14 protein-coding genes are annotated in these 14,016 nt (G+C 65.1%); 7 read left to right on the forward strand and 7 right to left on the reverse strand.

The genetic code is table 11. The features are described from left to right. Positions 1-6: 6 nt before the first annotated feature. The 4 genes from AQZ52_RS01655 to AQZ52_RS01670 form a co-directional block, all read right to left on the reverse strand. Entirely contained in the window at positions 7-567 is a 561-nt protein-coding gene (locus tag AQZ52_RS01655; protein WP_067906217.1) for an LptA/OstA family protein, read from the reverse strand. Beyond that, positions 564-1,136 carry an LPS export ABC transporter periplasmic protein LptC gene (locus AQZ52_RS01660; RefSeq protein WP_338045461.1) on the reverse strand — a complete coding sequence of 191 codons (573 nt, stop codon included), beginning with the start codon at positions 1,134-1,136 and terminating at the stop codon, positions 564-566. The genes AQZ52_RS01655 and AQZ52_RS01660 overlap by 4 nt, the downstream gene beginning before the upstream one ends. A 108-nt stretch (positions 1,137-1,244) precedes the next feature. After that, positions 1,245-1,862, reverse strand: coding sequence for a ribonuclease D (locus AQZ52_RS01665; RefSeq protein WP_067906219.1), 618 nt, complete (start codon positions 1,860-1,862; stop codon positions 1,245-1,247). 62 nt (positions 1,863-1,924) lie between these two features. Beyond that, positions 1,925-3,241: a UDP-glucose dehydrogenase family protein gene (locus AQZ52_RS01670; RefSeq protein WP_067906220.1), complete on the reverse strand. Its 1,317-nt coding sequence runs from the start codon at positions 3,239-3,241 to the stop codon at positions 1,925-1,927. A 113-nt stretch (positions 3,242-3,354) separates the two neighbouring features. Here AQZ52_RS01670 and ung point away from each other — a divergent pair, with 113 nt between their 5' ends. Continuing rightward, a complete protein-coding gene (gene ung / locus AQZ52_RS01675) occupies positions 3,355-4,044 on the forward strand; it encodes a uracil-DNA glycosylase (protein ID WP_067906221.1) in 690 nt (229 codons plus the stop codon). Here the strand turns inward: ung and AQZ52_RS01680 are convergent. After that, complete coding sequence (locus AQZ52_RS01680) at positions 4,041-5,024, reverse strand: magnesium and cobalt transport protein CorA (RefSeq protein WP_067906222.1); 984 nt, start codon at positions 5,022-5,024, stop codon at positions 4,041-4,043. The two genes, ung and AQZ52_RS01680, sit on opposite strands and share 4 nt — an antisense overlap. Positions 5,025-5,145: 121 nt before the next feature. Here AQZ52_RS01680 and AQZ52_RS01685 point away from each other — a divergent pair, with 121 nt between their 5' ends. The 6 genes from AQZ52_RS01685 (at position 5,146) to AQZ52_RS01710 (ending at position 12,495) form a co-directional block, all read left to right on the forward strand. Continuing rightward, positions 5,146-6,672 (forward strand): flavin-containing monooxygenase, encoded by a 1,527-nt coding sequence (locus AQZ52_RS01685; protein ID WP_067906223.1) that lies wholly within the window; start codon positions 5,146-5,148, stop codon positions 6,670-6,672. Between the two features lie 467 nt (positions 6,673-7,139). Beyond that, positions 7,140-8,624, forward strand: coding sequence for a phosphomannomutase (locus AQZ52_RS01690; protein ID WP_338045462.1), 1,485 nt, complete (start codon positions 7,140-7,142; stop codon positions 8,622-8,624). Between the two features lie 108 nt (positions 8,625-8,732). Beyond that, positions 8,733-9,494 carry a competence/damage-inducible protein A gene (locus AQZ52_RS01695; RefSeq protein WP_067906224.1) on the forward strand — a complete coding sequence of 254 codons (762 nt, stop codon included), beginning with the start codon at positions 8,733-8,735 and terminating at the stop codon, positions 9,492-9,494. Between the two features lie 158 nt (positions 9,495-9,652). Continuing rightward, positions 9,653-10,045 carry a hypothetical protein gene (locus tag AQZ52_RS01700; RefSeq protein ID WP_240481406.1) on the forward strand — a complete coding sequence of 131 codons (393 nt, stop codon included), beginning with the start codon at positions 9,653-9,655 and terminating at the stop codon, positions 10,043-10,045. Continuing rightward, entirely contained in the window at positions 10,045-11,013 is a 969-nt protein-coding gene (locus AQZ52_RS01705) for an NAD-dependent epimerase/dehydratase family protein (protein ID WP_067906226.1), read from the forward strand. The genes AQZ52_RS01700 and AQZ52_RS01705 overlap by 1 nt, the downstream gene beginning before the upstream one ends. A gap of 99 nt (positions 11,014-11,112) precedes the next feature. Continuing rightward, entirely contained in the window at positions 11,113-12,495 is a 1,383-nt protein-coding gene (locus tag AQZ52_RS01710) for a hypothetical protein (protein ID WP_067906227.1), read from the forward strand. Positions 12,496-12,568: 73 nt separating this feature from the next. Here the strand turns inward: AQZ52_RS01710 and rplA are convergent, their stop codons facing one another. Then, positions 12,569-13,267, reverse strand: coding sequence for a 50S ribosomal protein L1 (gene rplA / locus AQZ52_RS01715; protein WP_067906228.1), 699 nt, complete (start codon positions 13,265-13,267; stop codon positions 12,569-12,571). A 4-nt stretch (positions 13,268-13,271) separates the two neighbouring features. After that, positions 13,272-13,700 carry a 50S ribosomal protein L11 gene (rplK, locus tag AQZ52_RS01720; RefSeq protein ID WP_067906229.1) on the reverse strand — a complete coding sequence of 143 codons (429 nt, stop codon included), beginning with the start codon at positions 13,698-13,700 and terminating at the stop codon, positions 13,272-13,274. Between the last annotated feature and the right edge of the window lie 316 nt (positions 13,701-14,016).

The following is a 14,016-nucleotide window of genomic DNA, read 5'->3' on the forward strand; positions in this document are numbered from 1 at the left end:
AGGGGGCTAGTTCTTCGGAACCGTGAAGCTGCCACTTACACGGCCAGTGCCGCGCGTTTCAGCGCCACCACCCCCGACCGAACGCCCGTCGATGTTCGAGATACCCGTATTGAGATCAATCACCAGTCGACCGCCGCTGAGGGTGTCCGAACCGCGGCGGAGCGCAACATTACCGGCCATCGTGATGATCTTGCGATCGAAATCATATACCGCAACATCGCCGGTCGCGCGTTCACTGCCCCGGGTCACGACCACTCCGCCGGTTGCATCGATGCGCTGGATCTGCAGGCTACCTGCATCGGTATAGGCCACGGTGGTCCGCGAGGCGCGCATCGTGAGATCGGCCTGCGATATGTCCACATTGCCCAACAGGACAACGCGGTTCTGCTTGTCCTGCAACTCGATCCGATCAGCGGCGTAGTTGACCGGAGCCTTGCTGTTGTGCGCTGCGATTGCCTGCGCGCCAAGATGCTCGGCGCCGGCAACGAGTGCTGCAGATGCAGCAAAACCAAACGCCAGGGAACGCATAGGGCGGCTGGCGCGCAAGGCGTGGATCAGCGTGGTCATGGCATCTTCAGCTTGCCGGGTTCCATTGTCAGGCGGGCGTGACCATCAAGGGTGATCGTTCGCGCCTCAAGGTCAGCGTTTATCCGGTCGGCCGAAAAAGTGCCAGCAGGAATGCGGCCCTCGGCTCGGCCCTGACTGATAAGCCGGCGCTTGCCGATGTCGATATCGGCACCGCCCGTCACCATGCGGTAGCCATCGGATGTCGCGAAATTGACCGGCGTCGGCACGGTGATCTTCTGCTTTGCAAAGTCGTATATGCCGGCACCCGTGGTCAGACTGGCAGGCCCGTTATTGAGCATGACCCGCGCCGTGATATCGCGCATCTCCACCTCGTCGCGCGTTTCCGAGTGTTGCACCGCGCTTCCTGCGGTCACCGAGAAATTGCGGCCGGAATCGTCCTGTCCGCGGTACATCGCGCTGATGACACGCAGCCGGTCTTTGACCATGGCCACCTTGTTCCGGTCGAGCAGGAAGCTGATCTCTCCGCGCTGTGAAAACGGCGAGATCACCAGCACGGCCAGCAGCACGCCGATCAGGGCGGGCAGGCCCACCGCTATCAAGCGAACCATGCGGTCGTGAAAGCCTCCCGGTGCCGCAAAGTGCTGTCGCCGCCCGCGCAGATTGTCGGCCTTGACCGTCATCGGGGTGGAAATCCGGCGCGTGTCACCTCCAAGCCCTCATTCGTGGCTGAAGATGTCGCGCTCAGCCCATCCGGCGATGTCGAGCAGGGCCCGGGTCGGCAGGAACTCGAAGCAGGCCTGCGCCATATCTGTTCGCCTCTCGCGGGCCAGGCGCTCGACGAAGATGGCATGCATAGCGTGGAGATAGCGTACATCGGAGGCAGCATATTCTTGCTGCGCGTCGCTCAGCGTCGGTGCGCCCCAGTCGCTGGATTGCTGCTGCTTTGAAATCTCCTTGCCCAGCAACTCGCGCACAAGTTCCTTGAGGCCGTGGCGGTCCGTGTAGGTGCGGACGAGCTTCGAGGCGATCTTCGTGCAGAACACCGGCGCGGCCATCACCCCCAGATAATAGTGGATCGCCGCCAGATCGAAACGCGCAAAATGATAGAGCTTCACCCGTGATGGATCGGCCAGCACGGCTCGCAAGTTGGGCGCTGCATAGTCGCTACCTGCAGCAAAGCGCACGAGATGCTCGTCACCCTGTCCATCGGAAATCTGCAACAGGCAGAGACGGTCACGCGTCGTGATCAGCCCCATCGTTTCGGTGTCGACAGCAACCGGGCCCGGCGCAAGTACGCCCTCGGGCAGGTCTTCTTCATGAAGGTAAACAGCCATGTGCCCCGCTTAGGCTTTCGCTGCGGTGGCGGCAAGCGGGGGAATCAGCCCCGCCGCACCCCTTACTGCCGACCGATGCTGCTATAGTGCCATCCGGCGGCGCGCACTTCCTCCGGATTGTAGACATTGCGCAGATCGACCAGCACGCGGCTCTTGACCAACTGCGCGACGCGATTGAGATCGATACCACGAAAAGCGTCCCACTCGGTCACGAGCACCACCGCATCCGCCCCTTCGGCGGCCTCGTACGCGCTCGACGCCATGGTGATTTCAGGCATGAGCGGTGCCGCCGCTTCCATGCCTTCGGGATCGTAGGCCACGATTTCCGCACCAGCGTCGAGCAGCGCCCGGACGATCGCGATAGACGGCGCGTCGCGCATGTCGTCGGTATTGGGCTTGAAGGTCAGGCCAAGCAGCGCGATGCGCCGCCCGCGCGGTTCACCGACGCCCGCGTCCGCCATGGCCTCGATCACCTTGCGGCCCATCGCCCGCTTGCGGCTGTCATTCACGCGCACCACCGCCTCGATGATCCGCACGGGGCTGGCATAGTCTTCCGCAGTCTTGAGCAGCGCCAGCGTGTCCTTGGGGAAGCAGCTGCCACCATAGCCGGGCCCGGCATGGAGGAACTTGGAGCCGATCCGGTTATCAAGTCCTATCCCGCGCGCGACATCCTGCACATCGGCGCCAACCTTCTCGCACAAGTCCGCCATCTCGTTGATGAAGGTGATCTTGGTGGCCAGGAATGCGTTGGCGGCGTACTTTATCAATTCGGAACTGCGGCGTCCGGTGAACAGCAGCGGGGCCCGGTTGAGAAACAGCGGGCGATAGACCTCGCTCATCACGCCGCGCTCCCACTCGCCCTCGGCTCCGACAACGATGCGGTCGGGCCGCTTGAAATCGCCGATGGCAGCTCCCTCTCGCAGGAACTCGGGGTTTGAAACGACGGCGAACTGCGCGCCCGGCGCACGCTCGCGGATGATCCGTTCAACCTCGTCGCCGGTGCCCACCGGCACTGTCGACTTCGTGACAATGACCGCTGGGCCGGTCAGCCCGTCAGCGATTTCCTGGGCCACTGCATAGACATACGAAAGATCAGCATGGCCGTCTCCGCGCCGCGACGGAGTACCCACCGCGATAAAGATTGCCTGAGCGCCAGCGATGGAGACGGCGAGGTCGGTCGAGAACGAAAGCCTGCCGGCCTTGACGTTTGTCTCCACGAGTTCGGCAAGACCAGGTTCGTAGATCGGCATGACACCGGCAACAAGCCGGTCGATCTTGCTGGAATCCTTGTCGATGCAGACCACATCGTGGCCGAAGTCAGCAAAGCAGGCACCAGACACGAGCCCGACGTAGCCCGAGCCTACCATTGCAATCTTCATACCGACATCCCCATCTTCACAATCAAAGATACGTAGGGGCGGATAGCAAGCGGAGCCTCACCCATGCAAATGGTATTCCCGCACTGCAGCAAAGGCTCTAGACCGGATGTATTATGGCAACTGCAGCTATCCCTGAAACCTGGCGCTCCGTGCTGGAAAACGTGCTAATGAGCCAGCCGTTGCGCGCGTTGGGCGGCTATCTCCGGTCTGAGGAAGCAGCCGGCAAGGCGATCTATCCGCCGGCTGGGACGCGCCTTGGCGCGCTTGCCCTCACCCCGCTCCCGGCGGTCAAGGTCGTGATCCTCGGCCAGGACCCCTATCATGGTCCGGGCCAAGCTCACGGTCTCGCATTCTCGGTCCGCCGCGAGATACCGACCCCGCCCAGCCTGCTGAACATCTTCAAGGAGCAGGAAGCCGATCTCGGTTTGCCCCGGCCCGCCCACGGTCATCTCGAAAGCTGGGCGCAGCGCGGTGTGCTTCTTCTCAACACGGTGCTCACGGTCGAAGCGGGGCAAGCCGGCTCGCATCAAGGCAAGGGCTGGGAACTGTTCACCGATGCGGCGATCCGCGCTGTGGCCGAGCGCCCGACGCCGTGCGTCTACCTCCTCTGGGGCAGCCATGCCCGTGCCAAGGCGGCCCTGATTCGCGAGGCGAGTGGCGGGCCGCACCTGATCCTCGAAGCACCGCACCCCAGCCCTCTTTCCGCTCATCGCGGCTTTCTCGGTTGCCGCCATTTCAGCCGCGCGAACGCGTTTCTGGAAGAGCAGGGCGCCGGCGCGATCGACTGGCGGCTACCGGCCTAAAGCCATCCGATCCGGCGGAAGCGCCACAGCAGGCCACCGCAGATCACCAAAATCAATCCCCAAACCATCGGATAGCCCCAACGCCAATGGAGTTCGGGCAGGTAATCGAAGTTCATACCGTAAATGCCGGCAATCGCGGTCGGTACTGCGAGGATCGCCGCCCACGCCGCCAGTTGCCGTGTGATCACGCCCTGCCGATGCTGCTCAAGCAATCCCGCTGTCTCGACGGTCGCCGCCAGCGTTTCCTTGAGGCCCTGCATCCGCGCCATCGCGCGGCGTACGTGATCAAGCACATCGCGGAACCAGATTCTCGCCGAAGGATCGATCACCGGCAGGTCCGCCTCCGCCAGGCGCAAGGTCAGTTCCTCCATCGGCCCGATGATCCGCTCGAAGCGCCTCAGTTCACGGCGCAGGCGGAAGATCCGCCGGATCGTGGCTGGATCGGGAAACCGGTCGATCGCGGCTTCCTCGATGGCGTGCGCCACCTCTTCGAACTGGTCGGAAATCGGCAGATAGCCGTCGACGATGAAATCGAGCACAGCGTGGAGCACATAGTCCGTTCCCTCGGCGAGGTGCTCGCTATCCGCTTCAAGCGCTCGCCGCAGGTCCGTGTGCGCCCGGGCCGAACCAAGCCGCACCGTCACGATGAACCGCGCCCCCAGGAACACCGCGGTCTGGCCGTAGGTGATCGAATCCTCCACCTCGCCCTTCATCGCGGTGCGCGCCACCACGAAAAGCTGCTGGCCATAGACATCGACCTTGGGCAACTGGCGCGGGTTGAGCGCGTCCTCCACCGCCAGCGGATGCAGCCCGAACTGCTGCGCGACGCGGGCCATTTCCTCGTTCGTCGGGTCGGCCAGACCGATCCAGTCGAAGCACCCGCGCGGCACGGCCTCCTCCGGCTCCGGGACACCGGTAAGCGCAATCGCGCCGTGATGGGCCTTCCCCTCGGTATAGCGGCGCGCGGCGATGATCGGCATGGCACCCTTTCTGTCGCTGCAGCGGGCAAAGCGCAATCGTGCCGTTTAACCGCGCGATGAAACAGACTCGCAATCACGCGCACGGCTGTTATCATGCGTGTCAATAACGATGGAGAACGGCATGGGTTTCGAGGGCACGCGGCGGAGCGAAGAGCCAGACATCGACGTTGCGATCATCGGTGCCGGGCTTTCAGGCATCGGCATGGCGGCGCACATGCAAATGCTCTGCCCCGATCGCAGCTATGCCCTGTTCGAACGCCGCCCTCAACTCGGCGGAACCTGGGATCTGTTCCGCTACCCCGGCGTCCGCTCTGACAGCGACATGCACACGCTGGGCTTCATCTTCGAGCCGTGGAAGCACGAGAAATCCATCGCCGATGGCCCTGCAATCCTCGAGTATCTCAACCGCATCGTCGACGAACGCCGCATCCGCCAGCACATTCGCTTCGAGACCAAGGTCGTCTCCGCCAATTGGGAAAGCGCCCATGCCTGGTGGGTGATCACGACCGAGGCGGCCGATGGTCAGCGCAGCCGCACCACCGCGCGGTTTCTCTATCTCGGCTCTGGCTACTACGACTACGACACGCCCTATGATCCCGCGATCCCGGGACGCGAGGACTTTGCCGGCACGATCATCCACCCGCAGTTCTGGCCGGAAGACGTCGACTATACCGGCAAGCGCGTGGTCGTGATCGGCTCGGGCGCAACCGCTGTCACCATTGTCCCGGCGATGGCGCAGAAGGCAGCGCACGTCACCATGCTCCAGCGCACGCCGACGTGGTACGCGATCCGCCCTGCGCGCGATGCCATCGCCAACACGCTGCGCAAGTTCCTGCCTGAAAAGCTCGCCTACCGGATCACGCGCTTCAAGAACGTGTTCATGCAGGACATGGTGTTCAAGCGCGCCCGCAACGAGCCGCAGAAGGTCAAGGACTTCCTTACGAAGAAGCTCCAGGAGGCGCTTGGCCCCAAGTACGATCCGGCCACCTTCACTCCGCCCTACAACCCGTGGGAGCAGCGCCTGTGCCTCGTGCCCGATGGCGATCTGTTCAAGGCGATGCAGGCGGGCAAGGCCGACATCGTCACCGATCACATCGAACGCATCGATGCCGCCGGCATCCAGCTCAAGTCCGGCAAGCGGCTCGACTGCGATGTGATCGTCACTGCCACCGGTCTCGCGCTCGCGATGGCGGGCAAGATTGCGCTGGGCATGGACGGCCAGCCGGTTCGGATGAACGAGCGCTGGTACTACAAGGGCTGCATGTATTCGAACCTGCCCAATCTCGCGCAGGTTTTCGGCTACCTCAACGCCTCGTGGACCCTGCGCGCGGATATCGACGCCGACTTCGTGTGCCGCCTGCTCAACCACATGAAGACGGTGGGCGCGGACAGCGCGACCCCGGTCCTCACCGACGAAAGCGCGCTCGAGGCCGACACGCCGCTCGATCTCTCCTCCGGCTATATCCAGCGCGGCCTTGCGATCCAGCCGAAGAACGCGAAGGAAATGCCCTGGCGGCTCAATCAGGACTATCTGTTCGACCGCAAGTACCTGAAGGAGAACCCGCTCGACGACGGTATCATGCGCTTCGCCAAGGCGGCCGGCGCGGTACCTGCAAAGTCTGGCGAAGTGGTCGAACGGGCAGAGTGACCGCCCTCGAGGTTGACACGGTTGACACAGTCCAGAAGAGAAAACCACGCCCTCCGGCAAAACTACTCTATCGTATTGATTTTAAAAGATAATCGGCAGGCCTTCTTTCCAACCTGCCGCGAGATGGGCTGACACGCCGTCGGTTGGTCCTCTGCCGGACACGACGCGACAGCCTCCTGACCACGATGGCAGCAGGGAGGCGGACCGCGTGCGGCTCTGCATGGTTGCACGGTTCAAGGAGCGAATGCCTTCATGCGCCTCATCGAGGCGTGTAGGAAAGGCGTTTGTGGTCTGCACGGGCGCGGCCCGGCAGGCACGGATGCCGATGAGAATCGGTCTCCTCGAGATTGGTCGCAATACCTCGCTTCGCGCTGGACTTGTCGGGGCCACCGTGGAACGAGGGCGGCGATGGCGGTTTGGTCATCGGGCTCTTGATGATGCGGTCGGATCAGATGGCGCGGATATCGGTGAAGGACTTGATGGCCGAAAGCGGCGTTGCTTTCGGAACCAGCGGTGCGCGCGGGCTCGTTTCGGCGATGACCGACCGCGTCTGCTATGGCTATGCGACAGGTTTCCTGTCCTATGTGCGCGAGCTGGGCGAGTATCCGGCCGGAGGGCGTGTCGCGATTGCAGGCGACCTTCGCCCGAGCACACCGCGCATCGTGGCGGCCTGCATCCAGGCTGTGCGCGACCTAGGCGGCGAGCCGGTCTTTTGCGGATTTGTGCCGACACCGGCGCTGGCGCTCTACAGTTTTGCCGAGCGCATTCCGAGCATCATGGTGACAGGAAGCCACATCCCGGCCGATCGCAACGGGATCAAGTTCTACCGGCCCACCTCGGAAGTGCTCAAGGACGACGAGGCCGGCATGGCCGCGCAGATGGTGGCCTTCGGAGACGACACCTTCGACGCCAGCGGTGCGCTTCGCGAGGCACAGGCGCTGCCCGCAATCGTCGACGTGGAAGCGGCTTATCTGGAGCGCTATGTCCAGCACTTCGGAGCGGGCGCGCTGCGCGGCAAACGCGTCGGGGTCTACCAGCATTCGGCGGTAGGCCGCGATCTGCTGGACCGCATCCTGCGCGGTCTCGGCGCCGAGACGGTGCTGCTGGGGCGTTCGGATACCTTCGTTCCGGTCGATACGGAGGCCATTCGCGACGAGGATGTGGCCCTGGCGCACGAATGGGCCAGCGGCATGGCGCTGGATGCGATTGTTTCTACCGATGGCGATTCGGATCGTCCGCTGCTGGCCGATGAGGCCGGCACGTGGCTGCGGGGTGATGTGCTGGGCGTTCTGGCGGCAAGGCGGATCAAAGCCGAGACCGTTGTCACGCCGGTCAGCAGCAATACAGCGCTCGAGCTTTCCGGCGCGATCCCCCGGTGTTTCCGCACACGGATCGGCTCGCCCTATGTCGTCGCGGCGATGCAGGAGGCGTCTCGGACCACCTCAGGGCTGGTTTGCGGATATGAGGCGAACGGCGGTTTCCTGCTCGGCTCGGACTGCTCCGGCGTGGGGGGCACCCGAACGTCCGCGCTCCCGACACGCGATGCCGTCCTGCCCATGCTGCTGGTGCTGACGGCGCATGACGGGCCCCTGTCAGCCCAACTGGCCACCCTGCCGCCCCGCTTTACCTTCAGCGACCGGCTGACGGATTTTGCGTCCGAGCTGGGCACCCGGCTCTTTGCCCTGCTCGAGGCCGGCGGCATGGATCAGAGGCTGGCCTTGCAGAACGAGTTGTTCGGCGCGTTTGCGGGCGTGGCGGTAACCATCGACGATACCGATGGAATCCGCACGACCTTCGATTCGGGCGAGATCATTCATCTGCGGCGATCGGGCAATGCCCCGGAACTGCGCTGCTATGCCGAGGCGGACACCGCTGAGCGTGCCGCAGCGCTGAGCAGGCTGGCGTTGCCCCGTGTCATGGCGAAGCTGGGGATTGCAGCGGGCGCGGATTGACCGCCGGGCGCGGTCAATCCGGAGCACAGGGAAACGAGGCGCGGCGCGAACTGCAAGCAGCGCGAAAGGCCCATTGCGCCTGACCCCGTTTGCGCTATCGCTGCGCGCATGACCGACCAAACCCGTATCTGGACCGCCGCGCTGATCGTCGTGGGCGACGAGATCCTTTCCGGCCGCACGCATGACAAGAACATCGCGCAAGTCGCGACCTGGCTGGGGGTACAGGGCATCCGCCTGCGCGAGGTACGCGTGGTGCCGGATGACATGGCGGCGATCATCGAGGCGGTGAATGCGCTGAGGGCGCGCAACGACTACCTGTTCACCACGGGCGGGATCGGGCCGACACACGATGACATCACGGTGGACGCGGTGGCCGAGGCGCTGGGTGTGCCGGTGGTGATCCATCCCGAGGCAGAGGCGATGCTCACGCGCTATTACGAAACGCGCGGCGGGATCAATCCGGCGCGGCTGCGGATGGCGCGCGTGCCGGAAGGGGCGGACCTCATTCCCAACCGGCTTTCGGGCGCACCCGGGATCCAGGCAGGCAACGTGTTCCTGATGGCCGGCGTGCCGGGGATCACCGCGCAGATGCTCGACGGGCTGACAGGGACGCTGGAGGGCGGCCTGCCGCTGCTCTCGACCACGGTCGGCTGCTGGGTGGCCGAAAGCGAAGTGGCGGACCTGCTGCGCGAGACCGAGAAGACGCATGAGGGTTGCCAGATCGGCAGCTATCCCTTCTTCCGTGAAGGCAAGGTGGGCGCGAACTTCGTGATCCGCTCGACCGATCAGGCGGTGCTTGATGCCGTGGCGCAAGTGCTGATCGACGGGCTGGCGGCGATTGGCCGCGATTCGGTGCCGGGGGGCATCTGATCCTTCGGCTGGCAGCGGCAGCGGGCCTTGCGCTTGGGCTCGCCGCATGCGCCCCGACGCTTGCCCGGTTCGAGCAGACCCTCGCGGCGAATGACAGCGCCACGGCGGCGCTGCGCCAATGGTGCGCAGCGCGCGGGATTGCCGCGCCGGCCGAGATCGTGGCCGATACCGAACAGGGCGCAAGCGAGGCCGCCACCCCGGCAGTTCGTGCGGCGCTTGGCGTAGGGACCGGGGAGCCGCTGGCCTTCCGCCATGTGCGGCTGCGCTGCGGCGGCACGGTGCTTTCCATCGCGAAGAACTGGTATGTACCGGCGCGGCTCACCCCGGCGATGAACACCACGCTGGAGACGACGCGCACACCCTTCGGCACGGTGGTGCGCCCGCTGGGCTTCCACCGCGAGCGGCTGGAAAGCCGGCGGTGGCGGGCGGCGGAATGCCCGGCAGGAACGGTGCTGTCGCACAAGGCCGTCCTGCGGCTGGCGGACGGGCGGGGGATCAGCTTTGTCGCCGAGTGCTACACGAGGGCAAATCTGATGCAGGGCGCGCGCTGATGCGCGTGCTGCTGACGGGATCTTCAGGCTGGCTGGGCCGGTTCCTGGCCCCGGCACTGCAAGCGGCTGGCCATACCGTGACGGGCCTCGATCTGGCGCCGGGGCCGGAAACGCAGGTGCTGGGAAGCGTAGCGGATCGCCGGGTGGTGGACCGGGCGATGGGGCTGGGGATCGACGCGGTGGTCCACACGGCGGCGCTGCACAAGCCTGATATCGTGCGCTACCCCGTGCAAGCCTTCATCGATGTCAACGTCACCGGCACGCTCAACCTGCTTGAGGCGGCGAAGGCGGCGGGGCACGATCGCTTCGTGATGACCTCGACGACCTCGCTGATGATCAGCGAGGCGCTACGGAAAAATGAGGGTCGGCGCGAGGAAACGCCCGAGGCGGTGTGGCTCGACGAGCAGACCGGGCCGCTGGCGCCGCGCAATATCTATGGCGTGACCAAGCTCGCGGCCGAGGGGCTGTGCCGGCTCCATGCGGCGGAGCATGGCCTTGCGACGGTGGTCCTGCGCACCGCGCGGTTCTTTCCCGAGGACGACGACACCCTCAGTCAGCCCTCTGGCGAGAACCTCAAGGCGATCGAACTGCTGCATCGGCGGCTGACCGTGGAGGATGCGGCGGCAGCACATGTGCAAGCGCTGGCAAAAGCGCCAGCGCTGGGCTTCGGGCTCTACATCGTGAGCGCGTCGCCACCGTTCACCCGCGCGGATGCGGCGGCGCTGAAGGCAGATGCCGCCGCTCTCATCCGCGCCCGCTTTCCGGACGCCGAGACGCTGTTTGCCGCGCGCGGCTGGCAGCTGCCGAAGAGCCTCGGGCGGGTCTATGATCCCGGGCTCGCCGAGCGGGAGCTGGGTTTCCGTTGCCACACGGACTTCGCAGCGGTGCTCCAGGCGCTGCGAACCGGCGCGCCCCTGCCTTTCGCGCATGATCCGGACTACAGCTCGCCGCTCGCTCGGAACCGTTGACCGCGCCGATCAGGAAAATCGGCGCAATTTGACCGCCGCCAATTCGCTGGTCGCGGATCGGGGATAGGCCCATGCCATCACCAGCAAGGAGCGACCCCGATGCCAAGCGAAAACCGCCACGCGCCCACTCGCCCTGCCTGCCTTGTGCCGCGCCACGTGCTGCCTGCCACGCTCCCGCTGGCAGCGGCGCTCGCGGTGCTGGTCATCGCCCGCCCCGCGCAGGCTGTGCCGAGCTATGCCGAGCAGACCGGCCAGCCCTGCCAGGCCTGCCATGTCGGCGGGTTCGGACCGCAGCTCACGCCATTCGGGCGCGAGTTCAAGCTCGGCGGCTACACCTTGCGCACCAAACCCTTCAACGTACCCCTCGCGGCGATGGCGATTGCTTCCTACACGCACACCAACAAGGATCAGGTGCCCGCGCCCGATCACATCAAGGCCAACGACAACATCGCTTTCGATCAGGGCAGCGTGTTCCTCGCCGGCGGAGTGGGCCAGCATTTCGGCGGCTTCGTCCAGGTCACCTATGACGGGGTCGGGCGGGCGTGGGCATGGGACAACGTCGATCTGCGCGCGGTGACGCAAGGAAAGGTCTTCGGGAAGGACGCGGTGTTCGGCCTGACGTTCAACAACAGCCCGACCACACAGGACGTGTGGAACACCACGCCCGCCTGGGGCTTTCCCTATACCGACACCGCAGTCTCGAGCACGCCGGGCGCGGCCGCGCTGATCGACGGGGGCCTTGCGCAGAACACGCTGGGCGTTGCAGCCTACAGCTGGATCGATCACAAGCTCTATCTCGAGGGCGGTGCTTATACCTCCCCGAAGGCCGGAACCTTGCGCTGGCTTGGTGCCGACCCCGCCGATCCGGGCGATATCCATGGTCTCGCGCCCTATGGCCGGGTGGCATATCAGACGGATATCGGCGGCGGCACGCTGGAAGTGGGCGCCTTCGCGCTCAAGGCCGCGATCAATCCGGGGCGCGACCGGAGCACCGGGCGCACCGACCACTACACCGATGCAGGGCTCGACCTTTCCTGGCTCAAGCCCGATGCAAACGGCGACACATTCACTGCCGATCTGCGCTATGTCCATGAAAATGCGGACCTCCGCGCAACCTGCCTCCTTGCGCTGGCACCGGCGAACTGCGCGGGGGTGACCCTGAACGAATGGCGTGGCACGCTGGGCTACAACTGGCGCGGCAAAGTGGGGACGACGGTCAGCCTCTTCGCCAGCGGCGGCAGGCCCAACGGCTTCCTCTACGGCGGAAGCGGAAGGCCGAACAGCAACGGGGTGATGGCACAGGTGGACTATACGCCGTGGGGCGCGGGCAATTCGCCGCTGGGCCCCCGCGCGGCGCTGCGGATGGGGGCGCAGTTCACCGCCTATGGCCGCTTCGACGGCGCGCGCCGCAATTACGACGGGGCCGGGGCCAACGCTGCCGACAATAACGCGCTGCGCCTGTTTACCTGGATCGCCTTCTGAAAAGCAAAAGGCCGGGAAGGTTTCCCCTCCCGGCCTTTCGTGTTCTAGCTGTCCGGCTGGATCAGCCCCGGAGTCAGCCGCCGTGGACTTCCGCCACGTCGACCTTGAGGCCGGGGCCCATCGACGACGACAGACCGACCTTGCGCAGGTACTTGCCCTTGGCGCCGGCGGGCTTCGCCTTGACGATCGCATCGACGAACGCGTCGAAGTTGGCGCGCAGCGCCTCGTTCGAGAAGCTCATCTTGCCGATGCCGCCATGGATGATGCCGGCCTTTTCGACGCGGAATTCGATCTGGCCGGCCTTCGCCGCCTTGACCGCATCCGCGACGTTGGGGGTGACGGTTCCGAGCTTCGGGTTCGGCATCAGGCCCTTGGGGCCCAGCACCTTGCCGAGGCGGCCGACGATGCCCATCATGTCGGGCGTCGCGATCACGCGGCCATAATCGAGGTTGCCGTTCTGCATGTCCTCGAGCAGGTCTTCGGCGCCAACCTTGTCAGCACCCGCCGCAAGCGCGGCTTCGGCCTTGTCGCCACGCGCGAACACGGCGACCTTGACGTCCTTGCCAGTGCCCGAGGGCAGCGTGACCATGCCGCGGACCATCTGGTCGGCGTGGCGCGGATCGACGCCGAGGTTGAGGGCAACCTCGATGGTTTCGTCGAACTTGGTGCGCTTCAGGTCCTTGAGGAGCTGGATCGCTTCGTCGACCTTGTAGAGCTTCTGGTTATCGCCCAGCTTTTCGGCGAGGGCCTTCTGGTTCTTCGTCGTCTTCATCGGATCAACCCTCCACCTGCAGGCCCATGGCGCGCGCCGAACCTTCGATGATCTTGATCGCCGCGTCCTCGTCGTTCGCGTTCAGATCCTTCATCTTGAGCGCGGCGACTTCGGCGAGCTGCGCGCGGGTGATCTTGCCGGCCGAGATCTTGCCCGGCTCCTTCGAGCCGGACTTGAGGCCGAGCACCTTCTTGATGAGGAAGGTCGCCGGCGGGGTCTTCGTCACGAAGGTGAACGACTTGTCCGAATAGACCGTGATGATGGTGGGCAGCGGGGTGCCCTTTTCGACTTCTTGAGTCGCGGCGTTGAATTCCTTGCAGAAACCCATGATGTTGACACCGCGCTGACCGAGCGCGGGCCCGATCGGCGGCGAGGGCTTCGCTTCACCAGCTGCAACCTGCAGCTTGATGTAACCATCGATTTTCTTGGCCACGATTGGCCTCCTTTCGTCCTGTTGGGGGCCGAAGCCTCCGCAGAGTGAGCGGTCAAACGGATGCCGGGGCATCCTCCCGCACGGAATCAGGCGAGGACGAATCCCTGCCGGAAGCGCGGGCGATTAGCGGGGACGTGGGCGTTTGGCAATGGGGGCTGCCGATAGGCCGTCATTGGTGGCATCCCCTGTGCTGTCGCAACACAAGGCACCGCACCGTGTGGGCTCTGCACCGCAACATCCGTATGCGGCTCACCGGGGGCTGCCGGATGCCTGCCGGCCTGACCCGGCCATGCCTCGCATAATGGGCGCGCCGCCG

It is taken from the genome of Novosphingobium fuchskuhlense (assembly GCF_001519075.1).
GTDB classification, from domain to species: Bacteria; Pseudomonadota; Alphaproteobacteria; order Sphingomonadales; family Sphingomonadaceae; genus Novosphingobium; species Novosphingobium fuchskuhlense.